Genomic DNA, 18,268 nt, shown 5'->3' with positions numbered 1-18,268 from the left:
AAGACAAAATATTATCACTTTCCACGCATCATTGCAGAGCACGTGCAACTTGAATCTATGACCACCAGCCCATGGTGCCCTTGCTGTTCTTGGCTTAACCGAAAAATACCTTGTTGAAACACCTTCTTACATTGTGGCATACTGGAATCATCATACTGTCAACGAACATTATACCGGTACACCCGCTGAAAGCATAAAGCTTCATGGATATCATCATATTGAAGAACATACGGGGCATGAATTCTACAAAACGATTATAGGAAACGGCTACAGGAAATTCATGCCAGAGCCTTCTACGGATACAGTTCTGGTATTACTCCTTGAAATTACGATATGTACAGAAGTGACAGTACACGAGTATCGTCATGATTTCACTTTCAGAAAGCCTTCTCTTACGATTCCTGCTATATTCTCCATTACTGCTATAGGGTGGTAAACATAGGTTTTTACTCAGTTCAACATTCAACTTCCTGTCAAACTCATCGATAATGCAGAATATTTCTGTAACTTTGTCCCTGGTAGTCATCGCTTAGTTATTTTGTAATTTATAGCTTCTTAACTATAAAGTCACAAGAAACTAACGAGATTACCAACTTGCACAAGTACATTCTTAAACCGAACTCATGTATGCTTTAAGTGATAAATTCTTCTTTTCCCAAAGGGGACAAAGTTGAATGGCCTTTCCATATGTAGCCTTAATTAGAAAGGCTCAATAAATCTCTTAACATGCTCTCTGACTGATTTATGGCTTGAAGAAATTCCTTCCAATGCTCTGCTTTTTGAGGTATTTTAAACGGGATAGTAGACAAGATACCACCTGTATCTCCCTTATATTCAAGTCCCTTACCCGCAAGTTTTAACCTTGTCGTTTTTTGGTCGGAATCATCGGGATAAACATAACCACCATAAGGCTTATCCATACAATACATATAAGAGATAACCTGATAAAGGTCCTCACGCCCTACAGTCCCGTTTAGACACTTATACTTAGCATCCAAAATATAATCTTGACGATAAAAATCAGGATAGATACGCCTACCATTATTATCAAAACTATCCTTATCAGTTGGACTGAAAAATATCCTTACCCCTCCCTCACGTTTCTTGTTTCTCGGATGTGTGAATCCTATCTTAGAGAGTACGGTATTCAGATATTCTTCCCATAGCCAAGCTCCATCAAACAATATTCCGTATACTTTATCCTCACTTTTACCATATTTGAGCGACTCATGTTTTAGGATTCTTATACACAACTGCTGAAGCGTCTGATAGTTTAGAAAATACGGATGATCCTTTGGTTTCCTGTTTTCATTTAAGACACGCTCTCTGCTATGCCAGTCATAGCTTGGCGTTACCATAACAATTTGGGCAACATTATCCATCGTCTCTTGGTCGTTTCTTAAAATTTCAGCACCGATAGAATTCTGTTTTATATACTCTATCGTATGCCTGATTAGCTGCGTAATAGAATTGTCATAAGTATGTTCACGTAACTTATAGCTAACATGCCCTTTGAAAGGGATATCATTTCTGATAAAGCGCGAAATATCAACAGTTCCTTTCACTTTGGCATCATCATAATATCTGCATTGATATTCCTTATAGACTCCTTGTGACATAGCCTTTTTCAGTAAAATAGGAAACAAAAACAGCAGAAAATCAAATGCTCTATCTTCCTGATTTGTCGTGTGTTTAAGGTCTAACAAATTGATTGATAATATCTTCTGAAGCATATAATAAAGGAAAAAATCTTTTCCTCCTTCATCAGTAACACCTTGTTGTTTCTTATGGGTAAATCTAGAATGAATACTAATAGAAGTTTCATTCACCCCGATAAACCCCATAAGATTTCCTGTATGTACCCTTAATGAAAGACACTTTCCCTCCTTATCATAGCGATGATCAGACGTAGTCAATATCGGTAAATCACCGATACTATCGTTCGATTCTACAAGCGAATAGGGGAAAATTAAAAGGTCAGGATTGTCTCGTAGGTTGCTGATATTGGCAATCTTCAGAATATCAAGCACCCCATCATCAATATAGGAACCCTCTATGTTGTTATCTGTAAGATGAATAATCCTACCCATTGTTATCCACCTTTATAATCTTACCACCCGTTTGGCTGTATGTACTCTTCAGTTGAAAAGCCTCATAAAGCAGATGCAGGCTTTCTTGTGCATCTGGGAAGCCACGAAGATACTCGAACAATAAACCATAAATATGATTTTTCCACAGGCTCTCCCAAGATTCGGGGGCAATTGAATTATCGTCTTTCAGATAGTTCTTCAGTTTTAAGAAATAAGCTGCACCGATCTGATAGGCACTTGAAAGCCCTTGGATAGAGAGGATACATAGATTCAGATTTTCCAATCGCCTTAAGATCTCATCAGGTGACTTGCCAAGGATTTTATCCTTGCGAATCATATCGAGACGGTCAGAAACTGACACTTCTTTGAAGGCAAAACGACGACGCATAGCGAAATCCATACTTTCTACACTGCGGTCAATATCATTCATCGTACCAATGATATAGACATTCTCTGGAATATAGAAAAAATCTGTGTCACCAAACCTCTTCTGTGTCTCGTCTACTGAATTCTTCCACAGGTTATGATATTGTGTCTTGACCTTTCCTTTTACTCCTCTGTAGCCGGGGTCGATACTAAAGAATAGCTCTCCTAAAATCTTTGAAAGCTCACCTCGATTAATCTCGTCAATGACAAAGACATACTTTGGCGCATCTTGTTTATCCTCCACCTCGTTAAATGCCTTTAAAGCCTTTCTGCAAAAAGCCATAAAGATACCGTCCTCACGTCTGAAAGAGATGTTTCCATTTCCGTCATCTATAGGACGTAAGCCTTCCACGAAGTCCGTATAGTCATAAGAAGGATGGAACTGTACAAAATCATACTGCTCATCCATTATACTCTTCTGTGCTGGATCTCTTTCATCATAAACATCATTAAGTATAATCTGAGCAGCCAATTCTTTTGTCCAATAGGTCTTGCCAGTACCGGGAGCACCAGTGAAGATAACATTTCTATTCGCAAGGATTGTGTTTATAATGTCGTTATTCTCAAGAAGCTTTGTTTTACTTTCTGTATCACGGTAATACTCAGAAACTGCTTTATAGTATTCGCTTGTCCCTCGGTGAAACTCCTTTATTTCATTCATAAAATAATCGTAGAATTTAATGAGTTCACTGTTTGGCTGGTCACTATTGTCATACAAACCAAGCTTATCAAACGATTCTGCCTTAACAACCTTATAGCCTATAGGCTTCTTCCACCAGTATGAAAAACCAATACTAACCCCATTAATCTGATCGTCACTCCATTGAGCAAAAATATTAATACCAGTTCGTATCCAGTTCAAATAACATTTTCTTGACTGGTAAGAACCAAAATTAGGCTGAACATTAACGCATAGCTTCTCACCATCTATCATTTCCCAGTCTTTAATCTGGTTTTGGATTGTCCCACCATTATAACCTTGTCCTGTCTGTGCAAAGTTTCCCTTATCCTCATAAGGTTTAATATATTGAGCATATCCGGGAATATCCTGAGATTTACCAGACTGCATATAACTTAAATGTGCAACAAAGTACTCTAAAACCTTTTTAAACTTTAAGATTGTTTCTGTATCCATAGGTCTTTATAACAATGTATTTCATACGTGGTTTATATTCTTAAGTTGATTGCAAAGATACAAAACTTTCTTCTTTTAAGCTATAATTATCTCTTTGAATATTATAAAAGAGTGACAACAGACTCCTTTTTATAGTCTGAACACATGCAAACACCCATAATAACTTTTTGTACAGTTCTGTATCATCAACGGCCTTTAGGTCTTGTATGGGTTTTCGTCATCTATGGAAAAGCCATTCAACTTATCCCTTCTATCCAAAGAAGATTTACCGGTTTGAAACTATTAAAATTGCGCTTTTGGGTTCAAACGGAATTGACCATATCACATACGTATCTCATTAGAGGTTTTTACGTAAATAGGTATACTTGAGTCATAGTATGACAGGAACAATAAAACTCTATACAAATGAATAAAATAAGAAGAAAAGTCTTTTTTTTAGGATGTTATTGAAATAGATATGAATTATACACTTTTTTATTAATATCTACTTAAAACAAGCAAACTTTCTCAAGAAAAATCTTGCTGTGTGTTCGCACAATTCAACTTTAATTACTATATTTGCAAAGAAAAAAAGTAGCTCTTTGCATTATATAATCTCTATGATAAGTGAACTATTCATCTTTCAAAACAAAATAAAACTATGACTGAAAAAATCAGAATAAAAGACATTGCTGAAAGAGCAGGAGTATCGGTCGGTACCGTAGACCGTGTGCTTCACGATCGTCCCAACGTTTCTGCACCCGCCCGGGAAAAGGTTGAAAAGGCCCTTGAAGAAATGAACTATCAGCCTAATATGTATGCAAGTGCCCTGGCATATAACAAATCTTATACTTTCTATCTTTTCATTCCAAGTCATAAAGAGGAAACTTATTGGGAAGAAATTGAGGAAGGTGCAGCCAAGGCTGTGGAGTACAGACGCGACTTCCACATTGACATGAAAATCATTTATTACGAGCGTTTCAATGATGCTTCGTTCAGGGCGAAAAGCGAAGAATGCCTTAACCAACATCCGGACGGTGTGGTTGTCGTTCCTGCAGAACTTGAAATCACACGTGATTTTACGACAGCCCTACACGAAAACAACATTCCTTTCATCATGTTGGACTCTTACATGCCGGAGCTCAAGCCGCTTTCATTCTATGGGCAAGACTCTTTCAGCAGTGGATATTTCGCTGCAAAAGTGCTGATGATGAAAGCTTTCGACCAACAGGAAATCATGCTGATGAAGCAAATCAAGAATGGACATGTCACCAGTACGCAGCAGGCTAACCGCGAAGTAGGCTTCCGCAACTACATGAAAAAGTTCTTTCCACAGGTTAAGATCATTGAAGTCAATCTCCCACTCGATTGCAGCAAAGAGGAACATTCTACAATCTTGGAGGATTATTTCACGCATCATCCCCACACACACCATTGCATAACATTCAACTCCAAAGCATATCTCGTTGGTGAATTTCTTTTGCAAACCCAACGCAATGACATCCAGATTATGGGATATGACATGGTAGCCAGAAATGCAGAGAGCCTGCGCAAAGGGAATATTTCGTTTCTGATTGCACAGCATGCTTATATGCAGGGCTACTCTTGTATTGATGCGCTGTTCAGAGTTATTGTGCTTAAGAAAAAGATTCAGCCTGTGAATTACATGCCCATAGAGTTGATTATGAAAGAGAATATCGATTTTTACAGACGTACACAATTATAAAACAAACTCATTAATAACAATCTACATGAAACAAACTGCTTATTTACAAATCAACAAAGGCGACAATGTTGTTGTCTGTCTGCGACCAATAAATGCGGGCGAAGAAATCAAAATCGGCAACCATGCTGTTCAAGCACTTAGGAATACTCCTGCCGGTCACAAAATCCTTCTATGTGATACGCCCAAAGATAAACCGATTATCAAATACGGATATCCTATTGGTCGTGCCAAAGAGAATTTGAAAGCCGGTGAATGGGTGAATGAGAACAATATACAGACGAACCTTTCCGGTACGCTGGAATATGAATATCATCCTACGATAAAGCCACTTTCTATAGAACAGGAAGACAGATCTTTCAAAGGATTTATGCGTAAGAACGGTGAGGTTGGCATTCGAAATGAAATATGGATTGTACCGACTGTTGGCTGTGTAAATGGCATTGCAGAACGCCTTGCCCGTCAACTTGAACAGGAAACTCAGCTCAAAGGTGTTGATGCCATACACGCTTGGCACCATAATTATGGCTGTTCACAATTAGGAGACGACCACGAAAACACACGTAAAGTGCTTCGCGATATCTGCCTACATCCTAATGCCAGAGCTGTTTTAGTGCTATCATTGGGATGTGAAAACAATCAGCCCGAGGACTTTATGAAGATGTTGGGCGATTATGACAGAGAACGAATACAGCTTCTTGTGACCCAACGTGTGGAGGGAGATGAAATAGAAGAAGGCATGAAAATCTTGAGAAAGCTATATAAAACAGCAGCTCAAGACAAACGTGAAGAAGTCCCTGTCAGCAAACTCCGCATCGGTTTGAAGTGCGGTGGCAGTGACGGCTTCAGCGGAATAACAGCAAACCCACTCGTAGGAGAGTTCTCTGACTGGTTGATAGCACAGGGAGGAACAACTATTCTCACAGAAGTACCGGAAATGTTTGGGGCCGAAACCATTCTCATGAACCGTTGTCAGACAGCTGATTTATTTCAAAAAACGGTTCATCTGATTAATAATTTCAAAGAATATTTCCTCAGTCATGGTGAGCCTGTAGGTGAAAACCCTTCCCCGGGAAACAAGGCAGGTGGTATATCAACACTTGAAGATAAAGCTTTAGGCTGTACACAGAAATGCGGACATGCACCTGTCAGCGGTGTGCTTGAATATGCAGAACGTTTGAAAACTAATGGGCTTAACCTGCTTTCTGCACCAGGAAATGACTTGGTTGCATCAACAGCATTGGCTGCTTCAGGCTGCCAAATGGTTCTATTCACAACAGGGCGTGGCACTCCATTCGGCACTTTCGTGCCTACAATGAAAATAAGTACCAACTCACAACTCTTCAAATCAAAGCAGAACTGGATTGACTTTAATGCGGGAAAACTTGTGGAAGGTGTCGACATGCTGACTCTTCGAAATGATTTCATAGACAAGGTTATCGCTACTGCAAATGGAGAGAAAGTGAAAAACGAGATGAATGGATACAGAGAAATTGCCATATTCAAGAATGGTGTAACATTATAACAATTAAAATTGAGCACGAAAAAAGGACTTCTGGCACTATCGCCACTATTTGTATTGATTGTATTCATCCTGATGTTTACAATCTATTCGGTTGACAAAGAGAAGAACGAACCAAATCTTTCTCTCTCTGTTGCCTTCATGCTGTCAAGCATCTATGCCATCATTATATCGGGAGGACTGCCAATAAAGAAAAGGATTGACACCTTCAGTCGTGGTGCCGGTGCCAGTAACCTTATGCTCATGCTCTGGATTTATGTATTAGCCGGTGCCTTTGCTGCATCGGCTAAAAGCATGGGAGCCATTGATGCTACCGTCAATTTCACACTGAATTACCTGCCAAGTACAATGCTCTTGCCCGGCCTTTTTCTTGCAGCGTGCTTTATTTCCATATCTATCGGCACGAGTGTCGGCACCGTTGTTGCACTTGTTCCAATAGCAGCGGGCGTGGCACACTCAACAGATTTCAATGTAGCTATGATGACTGCTGTGATTGTCGGAGGCGCATATTTCGGCGATAATCTGTCATTTATCTCCGACACTACAGTTGTTGCAACGCAGACACAAAGCTGTTTGATGAAGGATAAGTTTCATGTAAACTCAATGATTGTAGCTCCTGCTGCCCTGATTATCCTTGTCATCTATTTCTTTTTAGGAGCCAATGTCAGCATACCGGCAACAGTGCCACCCGTAGAATACGTCAAGATACTCCCCTATCTCCTTGTTCTGATAGCAGCAATTGCCGGAATGAACGTCATGGCTGTATTGACCTTAGGTCTTTTTCTTTGTGGAGTCATTGGCATAGCCACCGGTACTTACAGCATATATGGATGGTTTGCTGCAATGGGCGACGGTGTATTAGGCATGGGTGAACTCGTCATTATAGCGATGATGGCTGGCGGTATGCTTGAAATTATCCGCGAGAATGGCGGCATTGATTACATCATCAACAAGATTACCAATAAGGTAAATGGAAAGCGTGGTGCCGAACTTGCCATAGCGACTCTTGTCTCTTTTGTCAATATCTGCACCGCAAACAATACAGTTGCCATATTGACCGTAGGCTCCATTGCCAAGAAAATAGGTGATAGATATGGCGTAGACAATCGAAAAGCTGCCAGTATTTTGGATACTTTCTCCTGCTGCGTTCAAGGTCTTATCCCCTATGGTGTGCAGATGTTGTTGGCAGCCGGTCTGTCAGGAGTAAGCCCTATCCAAATTCTTCCTTATCTTTATTATCCCATGGCAATAGGCTTTGCTGCCTTCATGTCAATCATGTTACGATACCCCAAGAGATTTTCTTAAATAACAGGTCACCACACTATGAATATCATTCAACGCAATCTCTTTACAAAACTCAGGATTGATAACTTCCAAACCAAGGAAGAACAGGAACCCATGTCAAGGTTCAAAATGAAGAAGCTTATGGCATTAATGAAGAATATTGCCGACATGCCAGCGGGAGAAGTGACATTATCAAATCCGCTGCTGAACAAGAGATTGAAGAAAATTCAAAAAGCGGAATCACAAGCTGCAGACTCCTCTATTGAGACTATCTATCTGCTCCGCATCATCATTGCCAATGTCAACGCAACAATGAACCATGGCATTCCTGTGCGTGGCATCATACAATTGGGACAATATCTCCGCTCCCGTGGGGACAAAGTTGACTTTATCAAATTGGAGCGTTGGCTTTCCAAACTACATATTTCACGCTTTGCACAACTGCAGGGGAATATTCTGATAGCCCTATTCGGCTTTGACAAAGAAGAACTACCATTCGTAAAACAAATAGAGAGAAAGGCTATAAAACTGACGCTTCGATCTATCTGCAACATTGAACAAGACACAGAAGAATGGCACTTCAGACAAGGGAACAGTGTCTTTGTACATAACAATCAGAAGCTATTACGGCGAAACCTGCGACGTAGTATGCGCTATATGGATTATGCCCCTCTTGAAACAACCAGTAATTTTCTGTTGAATTTCTCACGCAGTCTTTCTGAGATTGAAGAATAAGCAAAATATAATTAATTTATTTTGTCATTATAGGCTTTTGCTGTAATTTTGCAAATATGAGATTAAAAAAATTATATTCAATAGCCTTCTTTACTTTTTTCACATCCATGGTCATGAATGCTCAAAACTACATTCAGTGTGAAGACACATGCACCCACGTACATGGGATTGATTTAAGCCACTATCAAGGAGATGTTTTCTGGGAGACTGTGGGAGACAATTCAAAGATGGCTTATGTCTATTTGAAAGCAACCGAGGGCGGTGATCGCATTGACCATAAATACGAAAGCAATATCGAACTGGCTCATAAATATGGGCTGAAAGTGGGTTCATACCATTTCTTCCGCCCCAAAACCGATCTCAACAAACAATTACTCAATTTCATGACACAGTGTCGTCCAAGCGAACAGGATTTAATTCCTATGATAGATATTGAGACGAAGAGCGGACTTGGCACTGAAGAATTCTGCGATTCTCTGTTCAAGTTCCTTCATATGGTCGAGAAAGCTTATAACCAGAAGCCGTTACTCTACACCTTTGTCAACTTCTACAACAACTATCTATTAGGGAAAATTGACGATTACAAGCTGATGATTGCACAATACACGCAACGCATACCCGTATTGGCAGATGATCGCGACTACACCATATGGCAATACACCGGTAAAGGAAGAATCAATGGCGTCAATGGATATGTGGACAAAAGTCGCTTTATGGATAAGCACAGCCTGCGTGAAATTAAATTCAAACACTAATCATAACAAATAACAAACTGAACAATATGGCTATAATAAAATGCCCGGAATGTGGAAACCCTGTCAGTGACAAGGCTCCATTTTGTCCTAAATGTGGTGTGGAAATTGCAGGGAAAATAAAACCTGCAGCAACGCCACCTCCCCCTATCCCACCCACAGAGAAGAGCGACAACCCGCAATCTTCCAACGAAGAAAACAAGAAAAATGGCACGAAAAACGTACTTATTATCTGTCTTGTGATTGCTTTGATTGCCGGTGGACTAATCTTCTATTTCTATCGTGATGCACAGGTCAGTAAAGAACAAAGTGAATATGAATACGCCATGAAATCGGCCGATCCAGCCGTGTTGCAGGCCTATCTTGACACTTTCACCGATGCACCTAAAGCTCATGTCGACAGCATACAGGCCCACCTGTTTATGCTACAGCAAGGCGATAAAGACTGGACCAACGCCTTGGTGAGCAATTCAAAATCGCTTCTTGAAGCTTATATTGCCAACCATCCCGACTCTCCTCACAAGGCTGAAGCCGAGCATAAGATTGACTCTATCGACTGGGCTACCGTATCAACAACCAACACATTGGATTCTTACAACACCTATCTGCAGGATCATCCCAACGGAGAGCACGTGGACGAGGCTAAAGACGGCATTAAAAGTCTGAATGCCAAGACTATCCAACCGGAGGAGAAACAAATGCTGAGTAGCTTGTTCCGCCATTTCTTCCAGAGCATAAACTCACGTGATGAAATAGCACTGACAAATACATGTGAGACTCTTATGACTTCTTTCTTAGGTAAAACTGACGCTACAAAGAATGACGTTGCGACCTTCCTCGACAAGATATGGAAAGACGATATGACCAACATGAATTGGCACATCAATAATGATTATGCCATTGACAAGAAAGAAGTGGGCGAAGGAGAATATGAATATACGGTAAAATTCTCTGCGGTTCAGACAAAGGAATTCGAGGATACATCAAAGAATGGGAAGAGTCTTTTCCGTATTAATGCCAAAGTCAGTCCCGATGATAAAATCAGTTCATTCAACATGGTGAAGATTGTTGAATAAAGCAATATATCATATTGATAATCAATCTATCGCATACAAGTTTTCAATCTGCGTCAAATCGTCTCATGATTTGACGCAGATTGCGTTCTAAAATGACATAGATTACCCGATGATCTGATGCAGATTAGAAATGCAGATAACGTGCACATAAAATGAAGGTTAATACGCCATGTGCAATATGCCAAGTCTAAGTCGCAGCTAATTTCAATCAATATCATTTGTATATTTTAAAGAAATTATGTAATTTTGAGGCAGAATAATATTATGAATAAAATGACAGATAAAAGAAATCACATAGTTATCATGGCCGGAGGCATAGGCAGTCGCTTCTGGCCCATGAGTACAACAGAATGCCCCAAGCAGTTTATTGATGTGCTTGGAGTAGGCCGTTCTCTGCTCCAATTGACCTATGACCGCTTTCAAGGCATATGTTTACCTGAAAACATATGGATAGTAACCAATAAAAAATACTTAGAGCTCTGTCGTGAGCAGTTGCCAGATATTCCTACAGAAAATATTTTGTTAGAACCATGTCGACGCAATACGGCTCCATGTATTGCATACGTCAGCTGGCGAATTAAATCAAAGAATCCCAAAGCCAATGTTGTTGTAACGCCCAGTGACCATATTGTTACTGACACCGTTGAATTTCAGCGTGTCATCACTTCATGTCTGAAATTCACTGGCGAAACCGATGCTATCGTAACATTAGGTATGAAACCTAATCGTCCGGAGACGGGCTACGGCTATATACAGGCTGATTTATCGGTATCCTCTCCACGTAACAAAGAGATTTTCCGTGTAGATTCTTTCCGGGAAAAACCAGATATTGAAACAGCAAAGAAGTATATTCAACAGAATAATTTCTTCTGGAATGCAGGTGTATTTATCTGGAGTGTCAGTACAATAGTCAATGCTTTCAGAGTATATCAGCCTGCGATATCCAAGGTCTTTGAAGGCATGGAACATATCTATGGCACTCCAGAAGAACAGGAAAACATTGATAAATGCTATCCGGAATGCGAGAACATCTCTGTAGACTATGCCATTATGGAGAAGGCTGAAGAGATATTCGTATGCCCTGCTGACTTTGGTTGGAGCGATCTTGGCACTTGGGGAAGCTTAGTTGAACAAAGTAAAAAAGATCTTTATGGAAACAGCTTGATTGGCAATGACATTCGTTTATATGATTCTCACAATTGCATTGTCCACACGATGAGCGAAAAACAAGTTATTATACAAGGGCTTGATGGCTATATCATTGCCGAGAATGACAACCGTTTATTAATCTGCAAACTTTCAGAAGAGCAGCGCATCAAGCAGTTTTCTGAGCAAAAATAAAAGCAAAATGAATAGAAAAGTAGCACTTATAACAGGAATTACAGGACAGGACGGTTCCTATTTGGCCGAATTCCTTTTGGAGAAAGGTTATGAAGTTCATGGCACAATTCGCAGATCATCAGTAGACTACCGCGAACGAATCGCCCACCTTGAAGGCCGCCCCCATTTCCATTTGCACTATGCAGACTTAGGAGATTCTATGAGTATACTTGGAGTAATCGGTAAAGTTCAACCTACGGAAATTTATAATCTGGCTGCACAAAGCCATGTACAGGTAAGCTTTGACTCACCGGAATTCACTGCTGATGTGGATGCAGTTGGCGTATTACGTGTGCTGGAAGCCGTGCGCCAATTAGGACTTACAGACAGCTGTCGCATCTATCAAGCAAGTACATCAGAACTTTATGGTAAGGTAGAAGAAGTTCCACAGAATGAAAACACACCATTCCATCCTTACAGTCCATACGCTGTTGCCAAACAATATGGTTTCTGGATTGTACGTGAATACCGTGATGCATACAACATGTTCTGCTGTTCAGGCATCCTGTTCAACCATGAAAGTGAACGCCGTGGAGAAACTTTCGTTACCAGAAAGATTACATTAGCAGCTGCCCGGATAAAACAAGGAAAGCAAGAGAAACTTTATTTAGGAAATCTAAGTTCATTGCGTGACTGGGGATATGCCAAAGATTACGTAGAGTGCATGTGGCTTATCCTGCAAAATGATAAGCCGGAGGACTTTGTCATAGCAACAGGCGTACAACATAGCGTACGAGATTTCTGCTACTATGCTTTCAAACGTGTAGGCATAGAATTAGAGTTCACAGGTGAAGGAATGGACGAAAAAGGCATTGACAAAGCAACGGGTAAAGTGCTGATAGAAGTCAGTCCCGACTTCTATCGCCCTACAGATGTAGTAAACTTGTGGGGTGATCCCACCAAGGCAAAGGCAGAGTTGGGCTGGAACCCCAGCAAAACCAGCTTCGAGGAATTAGTCAATCTTATGGTAGACAGCGACATGTCCAAGGTTGCTTCTGAAGGTGCAGCTGAAAAAGTAAGAACAAATTTGGCTGAATATTTGGAGAAAGGTATTGTCAAATAGCTGTAAGATTACAGACATACTTGAATATAAAAAACGTATATCTTTCATGGGATATACGTTTTTTTTATTTTGTTTCTTTAGCCCGAACTATATAGGGAACAATTCGAAGCGTACATGTTAGACTGAAACTAAAAAGTACAGAAAATCATTTATACACAAAGAGTTATGGTTATTTTATAGTTAAGCTTCCGTAAAACGAAACGTTTGATTTACTTTAATTTGATTTAATTCAGATTTAATTTTGGCACGTGTGAAGCTGAATAGGTTTATAATAAGGTTTAATCAGGTTATAAAGGAGTTGTATTGAGGCTGATGGATAAAATCAGGTGGATATGTTATCTGCTCTTTTTTATTGCAGTTTTTTTGAAAAAATATATGCCATTTTATTCTATATAATAATTATTTAGTATATTTGTATTCGTAAGAAAGAAAGATTATGGCAAAGGTTATACACGTACATTTGACGCATGGATTAGAAAATACACAACGGAAAGATTGGTATTTTAGCAGCATATTGGCGGTTTACACGGTATTCACAGCGGAACAGGTTGGGGCGACGCGTAATTACTTGCTTCACACAGGACTTTCGGGTAATGGCACCGTTATTGAAACGGGCTGTAATAAAGCAATCTACGCTCATTTCTGGCGGTTCTGGGGCAACGTATAAAGACTAAGGAAGAAAAAGGCTTAGAACAGCATTAAAACACCGTTAGAGAGGGTGGTAAAATCAGGGTGGTTTTATCACCCCTTTTTCGTGGAATTTGGAGTAATTTTAGGTACTGGGGGTAAGGGTGGGGTTAAAAAGTGGGGTTAGTTTTTTCGATAACTGGGGTTAGTAAAGTAGGTTTTGAGAGGGGGCGATACAAGGGGGAAGATACCACTTTTTCAAAGATAGGTATATTTTTAGTGTCGATAGCCCCCTTAAATGCCACCCGTTTTCTAAACTTCACCTTATTAAATAGCGCAATATCAGATAGTTTGCTGTGTTTTGGAGATGTAAATGGGGGAAAAGAGATAAAACGGGAGAGAACGAGGGGGTAGAGGGGATACGCTTGGATGGTCTGGGAGGTACTATCAGATGAGGTGGGCGTGTCCGATGATGGTGCTGTGGGAGAATGTTGAAGTGACTGAATTAAAACCTATATTGTTGGGTGATTATTACCAAGTATCAATGTTTTTATCGTCATTATGTTTATTTAAGTAAGATAAAAAGGATGACATTATATTGTAGGAGTATGCGTTGCAGTTAATAAATGCCTGTGAATAAGATTCTTTATGATCACCATTAAGATTTGCTGGGAACACATCTTTAGGAGAAATTAAATTTGATTCTGCCCCATTTTTGAATAAATCAAATGCGCCTAAAATATAATGAGGTACTTTTGTTTCAAAAGTTAGAGAATCTTTATATATCTTTATTCTTATTTTTAATTCAGCATGTATAATAGTTGCATTATAAAGTCCTATGACCTGCCCCACATTTGCCCATTTCCCTTCACCGTAGCAAATATTATTAATCGTGTCTATCTTTATTTCTGCACCTTTTTCTAAATTAAGAATTGATTTTAAGAAGCCATCACTTCTTTTCGTCATTTCCTTTATAGTCATATCGCAATTATTAAACACGGTATACTTATAATAAATATCTCCATCCAAATTAAGTGGGAATAGTTTTATTGCCTCTTTTGCCCATTTCTTATTGCTACTTTTTTTCATTGCATTCCATTTTGCTTGTTTAGAAATAAAATCCATACATTCAAATTTTTGCGCAATAGAATTTGTCGAAGTTAGAAATACAAAAGCCAATAATAGTAATAGATACTTTTTCATTGTGTAAAATTTTAATTAGTTTATAATACCGAAAGCGCGCGGGGGGTAACTACACATCAAGATAATGATATGCAAAACCTGACATGCATCAAAGCTCCTCACATTCCTTTAACCACAATGCACTCGTTGCATCGCTCGGCATGCGCCAATCACCACGCGGACTAAGGCTGACACTGCCGACTTTCGGACCATCAGGCAAACAACTACGCTTGAACTGCTGACTGAAAAAACGACGACAGAATGTTGTCAGCCATTTCTTAATCACCTCGTCATCATAATGACCTGCAAATGCTTTCTGTGCCAACATGAATATTTTGCGTGGCCGAAAACCGAAACGCAGGAAATAATAGAGAAAGAAGTCATGCAGTTCATAGGGGCCTACAAGGTCTTCTGTCTTTTGACAAATAGTATTGTCCGCATCAGCAGGTATCAGTTCCGGGCTGATTGGGGTGTCGATTATATCCATAAGGATATCAGAAACCCTACTTGACATTGTTGTCGCCACATAACGCATGAGATACTGTATCAATGTTTTTGGCACACTTGCATTGACTCCATACATGCTCATATGGTCACCGTTATAAGTGGCCCAGCCTAAAGCCAGCTCCGAAAGATCGCCTGTGCCAATCACCATACCACCGACCTGATTGCTTAAATCCATCAGTATTTGCGTTCGTTCGCGAGCTTGCCCGTTCTCATAAGTTACATCATGAATAGTCATATCATGGCCGATATCCTCAAAATGCTGCGTGACACTCTTGGCTATCGGAATTTCGCGAATTGTAATATTCAGGCTTTCCATTAATTGAATTGCATTCTGATAGGTGCGATCTGTTGTTCCAAAGCCAGGCATCGTGACCCCAATGATTCCCTTGCGATCCATCTGCAACTTATCAAATGTACGGATGCATACCAACAAGGCCAGTGTGGAATCAAGTCCGCCGCTAATCCCCAATACAACATGTTTGCAACCGGTGTGCACTAATCGTTTAGCTAAGCCAAGCACTTGGATATTGAATATCTCCTCACAGGAAGTCGTCAATCCGTCATCTTGGGGGATAAATGGACAAGGATCAATGGTGCGTTCTAAACAAAAATCGGTCTTGACATCAATGCCGTGGCACCAGACTTCGCTGCCATTCATTACCCCCTGGCGCTGGGCATTGACAAATGTTGTGTTATTAGAACGTTCGACACGAAGACGCTCCACATCAATCTGCGACACTACTAACTGAGGAGTAAGGGAAAAGCGCTCTCCTTCAGCTAACAACACACCATTTTCATAAATGAGTGCATTGCCTCCATATACCACATCTTGAGTGCTCTCGCCAAATCCGCAACTGCTATAAACATAACCACTCATCATCCGTGCACTCTGCTGGGCCAACAGACTCTTGAGATATTTGTGCTTACCAATCAGTTCATTAGTTGCCGAAAGGTTAAAGATAATATCTGCCCCCGAAAGCGCCAAGCGATTGCTTGGGGGAATAGGAGCCCACACATCTTCACAAATTTCAACACCAAATTTTACCCCCTGAGAGGTAACAAAGAGTTTTGGATCTGCAGAGACAAGTAATTTATGACCTGCATACCGAATTTCCGTAGGACGCAAATCCTGTGATGAGGCAAACCATCGTTTCTCATAGAACTCATTATAGTTTGGAAGATAAGTCTTTGGAATAATGCCGAGGATTTCACCTTGCTGAATAACTAAGGCACAATTCAAAAGCAGATTGCCGACAAGGATTGGAGCACCAACAATGGAAATGACATTCAGCTTACGCGAGAAATCAAGAAGCATCATCACTGCTGTATCCGTGGCATCAAGCAGAAGGGTCTGACGGAAGAGGTCCTGACAGGTATAACCTGTTATAGACAGTTCTGGAAAAACAATAATCTCAACTCCACGACTTTCAGCCTGTACTATGAGATTTTCAATCTGCAAAGTATTGTATTTCACATCGCCCACCTTCACAGAAGGTATGGCACTGGCAACTTTGATAAATCCGTAATTCATAATCTACCTGATTGTAACCTGAGTCGCCCCATAACCATATTCTTGGAAAGAGGCATCTTGATAGGTGTATTTTTTGTATTTATACTTCAAAGCATTTATAATAGCACTGCGAAGAACTCCTTCTCCTTTGCCATGGATAAAAATGAGTTTCTGACCTTTCTTGCCATCATATTCTGCGAGTACTTCACGAAATTTCTTTAATTGATAATTGAGAATATCGGTTGAACTCATACCGGCCGTAGTATCAAGTAATGCATCCGCGTGCAGATTAATGACAACAATATCACCATTATCGCGATGTTTAATCAGAAAAGGATTGCCTTTCTTCTGACTATTCTCGTAGCGACGAACATAACTTTTTACACTATCTTGCTCCGTTTCTTGCTGCAAAGTAGCATTATTAGCATACATCTCGCGTTTCAATGCCTTGGCATCAACAACAAGTGGTTTCACAGGAATATCATTGACAACGATACCATACAACAACGCCGGCATCTCAAAAAAGTCATTATCTTGGAAAGTGTGTAATTTGTAAAACTTTACAGGATCAAGACGGAACTGCACATCAACACCAGGCTTAAGAACAAAGTGTTTTTCACGCTTATAAGCTATCAGCTGCACAGCAATATGAGCCATATCATTAAGTTCCTCACGGCTAAATTCTTCTATATATAGCTTAGTATTGGGCTCTACCTCGCCCTGAAATTTCAAATTCCAGCTATTCCCTTCTGCCGTCATATAGCAGAACTGCATATAGTAGTTGCTATCATTGACAAAATAAGTTTCGAAACGAGTAGATGCAACATCCTTTATATCAAGAGGTACAAATGCAAGATAAGCCGTCAAAGAATTTCCTCCTTTACGTTCCTCAACGGGCTTTTTGAAAGAGATTTCTTTATTGTCATCAACAACATCATTGTCTACCCTGTCATCAAAGACATCTATAATCTCATCTTGTCCTTCATGCATCATCGACTTTATGCTACGATTATTCTGCTGGCTAACGACTTTGTTTTGTTTCTGTCCTACAGAGTCGAACTTAGCCTGTACAAGTTTAGAAGATGTGTAGTCATCACTACTTACAACAACGACATCATTGATAGGAAATGGAATCTGAAAACCATCTTCATCTTCAACAAGTACAATATTATTACTTTGGAAACCGACAATCTTACCTCCACCAGTCTCGCTTAGAAATCTTACAGTATCTCCCTTTTTCATTATTATTTCTTTTTCAAACGTTTTTCATATAATTC

General features: G+C 39.9%; 14 protein-coding genes and 1 pseudogene. 10 read left to right on the top strand and 5 right to left on the bottom strand.

What is annotated here, in order from left to right; all coding sequences use genetic code 11:
• Positions 1 to 133 precede the first annotated feature (133 nt).
• Positions 134 to 436: a hypothetical protein gene (locus HMPREF2983_RS14460; protein WP_168166193.1), complete on the top strand. Its 303-nt coding sequence runs from the start codon at positions 134 to 136 to the stop codon at positions 434 to 436.
• Between the two features lie 259 nt (positions 437 to 695).
• Here HMPREF2983_RS14460 and HMPREF2983_RS00365 read toward each other — a convergent pair whose 3' ends face one another.
• Together HMPREF2983_RS00365 and HMPREF2983_RS00360 are read right to left on the bottom strand one after the other, a co-directional pair.
• Positions 696 to 2,090 carry a 5-methylcytosine restriction system specificity protein McrC gene (locus HMPREF2983_RS00365; protein WP_083316615.1) on the bottom strand — a complete coding sequence of 465 codons (1,395 nt, stop codon included), beginning with the start codon at positions 2,088 to 2,090 and terminating at the stop codon, positions 696 to 698.
• Positions 2,083 to 3,651, bottom strand: a complete 1,569-nt coding sequence (locus HMPREF2983_RS00360) for an McrB family protein (RefSeq protein WP_070665565.1) — start codon at positions 3,649 to 3,651, stop codon at positions 2,083 to 2,085. Before HMPREF2983_RS00360 ends, HMPREF2983_RS00365 begins: the two co-directional genes overlap by 8 nt.
• A gap of 640 nt (positions 3,652 to 4,291) precedes the next feature.
• Here HMPREF2983_RS00360 and HMPREF2983_RS00355 point away from each other — a divergent pair.
• From HMPREF2983_RS00355 to HMPREF2983_RS00315, 9 genes and pseudogenes are all read left to right on the top strand, one after another.
• Complete coding sequence (locus tag HMPREF2983_RS00355; RefSeq protein ID WP_070665563.1) at positions 4,292 to 5,356, top strand: substrate-binding domain-containing protein; 1,065 nt, start codon at positions 4,292 to 4,294, stop codon at positions 5,354 to 5,356.
• Between the two features lie 25 nt (positions 5,357 to 5,381).
• Positions 5,382 to 6,878, top strand: a complete 1,497-nt coding sequence (locus tag HMPREF2983_RS00350; RefSeq protein ID WP_070665562.1) for a UxaA family hydrolase — start codon at positions 5,382 to 5,384, stop codon at positions 6,876 to 6,878.
• Between the two features lie 72 nt (positions 6,879 to 6,950).
• Positions 6,951 to 8,180, top strand: coding sequence for a Na+/H+ antiporter NhaC family protein (locus tag HMPREF2983_RS00345; protein WP_083316614.1), 1,230 nt, complete (start codon positions 6,951 to 6,953; stop codon positions 8,178 to 8,180).
• A gap of 18 nt (positions 8,181 to 8,198) precedes the next feature.
• The gene (locus HMPREF2983_RS00340; protein WP_070665560.1) at positions 8,199 to 8,894 is read left to right on the top strand and encodes a hypothetical protein; all 696 of its coding nucleotides are present in this window, start codon (positions 8,199 to 8,201) and stop codon (positions 8,892 to 8,894) included.
• 56 nt (positions 8,895 to 8,950) lie between these two features.
• Positions 8,951 to 9,649, top strand: coding sequence for a glycoside hydrolase family 25 protein (locus tag HMPREF2983_RS00335; RefSeq protein WP_026285982.1), 699 nt, complete (start codon positions 8,951 to 8,953; stop codon positions 9,647 to 9,649).
• Positions 9,650 to 9,675: 26 nt separating this feature from the next.
• A complete protein-coding gene (locus HMPREF2983_RS00330) occupies positions 9,676 to 10,722 on the top strand; it encodes a zinc ribbon domain-containing protein (protein WP_070665559.1) in 1,047 nt (348 codons plus the stop codon).
• Positions 10,723 to 10,995: 273 nt separating this feature from the next.
• Positions 10,996 to 12,063 (top strand): mannose-1-phosphate guanylyltransferase, encoded by a 1,068-nt coding sequence (locus HMPREF2983_RS00325; protein ID WP_070665556.1) that lies wholly within the window; start codon positions 10,996 to 10,998, stop codon positions 12,061 to 12,063.
• A 7-nt stretch (positions 12,064 to 12,070) separates the two neighbouring features.
• The gene (gene gmd / locus HMPREF2983_RS00320; protein WP_070665551.1) at positions 12,071 to 13,165 is read left to right on the top strand and encodes a GDP-mannose 4,6-dehydratase; all 1,095 of its coding nucleotides are present in this window, start codon (positions 12,071 to 12,073) and stop codon (positions 13,163 to 13,165) included.
• A 436-nt stretch (positions 13,166 to 13,601) separates the two neighbouring features.
• Positions 13,602 to 13,839 (top strand): annotated as a pseudogene (locus tag HMPREF2983_RS00315) (hypothetical protein).
• A 484-nt stretch (positions 13,840 to 14,323) separates the two neighbouring features.
• Here HMPREF2983_RS00315 and HMPREF2983_RS00310 read toward each other — a convergent pair.
• The 3 genes from HMPREF2983_RS00310 to HMPREF2983_RS00300 all read right to left on the bottom strand — a co-directional run bounded on the left by HMPREF2983_RS00310 (position 14,324) and on the right by HMPREF2983_RS00300 (position 18,233).
• The gene (locus tag HMPREF2983_RS00310) at positions 14,324 to 14,995 is read right to left on the bottom strand and encodes a hypothetical protein (RefSeq protein WP_070665549.1); all 672 of its coding nucleotides are present in this window, start codon (positions 14,993 to 14,995) and stop codon (positions 14,324 to 14,326) included.
• Between the two features lie 88 nt (positions 14,996 to 15,083).
• On the bottom strand, positions 15,084 to 17,012 hold the full coding sequence (locus tag HMPREF2983_RS00305; protein WP_070665547.1) for an NAD(+) synthase: 1,929 nt from the start codon (positions 17,010 to 17,012) through the stop codon (positions 15,084 to 15,086).
• A gap of 3 nt (positions 17,013 to 17,015) precedes the next feature.
• Positions 17,016 to 18,233 (bottom strand): DUF2027 domain-containing protein, encoded by a 1,218-nt coding sequence (locus tag HMPREF2983_RS00300; RefSeq protein ID WP_070665546.1) that lies wholly within the window; start codon positions 18,231 to 18,233, stop codon positions 17,016 to 17,018.
• Positions 18,234 to 18,268 lie beyond the last annotated feature (35 nt).

The sequence above is a fragment of the Prevotella sp. HMSC077E09 genome (assembly GCF_001814685.1).
Taxonomy (GTDB): domain Bacteria; phylum Bacteroidota; class Bacteroidia; order Bacteroidales; family Bacteroidaceae; genus Prevotella; species Prevotella oris.
The sequence above is the reverse complement of the archived record's forward strand: the minus strand, read 5'-3'. Positions and strand labels throughout refer to the sequence as shown.

Coding starts and splice junctions, on each gene's coding strand:
- HMPREF2983_RS00365 (WP_083316615.1), bottom strand. CDS start 2,090: ATGGGTAGGATTATTCATCTTACAGATAACAACATAGAGGGTTCCTAT.
- HMPREF2983_RS00360 (WP_070665565.1), bottom strand. CDS start 3,651: ATGGATACAGAAACAATCTTAAAGTTTAAAAAGGTTTTAGAGTACTTT.
- HMPREF2983_RS00355 (WP_070665563.1), top strand. CDS start 4,292: ATGACTGAAAAAATCAGAATAAAAGACATTGCTGAAAGAGCAGGAGTA.
- HMPREF2983_RS00350 (WP_070665562.1), top strand. CDS start 5,382: ATGAAACAAACTGCTTATTTACAAATCAACAAAGGCGACAATGTTGTT.
- HMPREF2983_RS00345 (WP_083316614.1), top strand. CDS start 6,951: ATGTTTACAATCTATTCGGTTGACAAAGAGAAGAACGAACCAAATCTT.
- HMPREF2983_RS00340 (WP_070665560.1), top strand. CDS start 8,199: ATGAATATCATTCAACGCAATCTCTTTACAAAACTCAGGATTGATAAC.
- HMPREF2983_RS00335 (WP_026285982.1), top strand. CDS start 8,951: ATGAGATTAAAAAAATTATATTCAATAGCCTTCTTTACTTTTTTCACA.
- HMPREF2983_RS00330 (WP_070665559.1), top strand. CDS start 9,676: ATGGCTATAATAAAATGCCCGGAATGTGGAAACCCTGTCAGTGACAAG.
- HMPREF2983_RS00325 (WP_070665556.1), top strand. CDS start 10,996: ATGACAGATAAAAGAAATCACATAGTTATCATGGCCGGAGGCATAGGC.
- gmd (WP_070665551.1), top strand. CDS start 12,071: ATGAATAGAAAAGTAGCACTTATAACAGGAATTACAGGACAGGACGGT.
- HMPREF2983_RS00310 (WP_070665549.1), bottom strand. CDS start 14,995: ATGAAAAAGTATCTATTACTATTATTGGCTTTTGTATTTCTAACTTCG.
- HMPREF2983_RS00305 (WP_070665547.1), bottom strand. CDS start 17,012: ATGAATTACGGATTTATCAAAGTTGCCAGTGCCATACCTTCTGTGAAG.
- HMPREF2983_RS00300 (WP_070665546.1), bottom strand. CDS start 18,233: ATGAAAAAGGGAGATACTGTAAGATTTCTAAGCGAGACTGGTGGAGGT.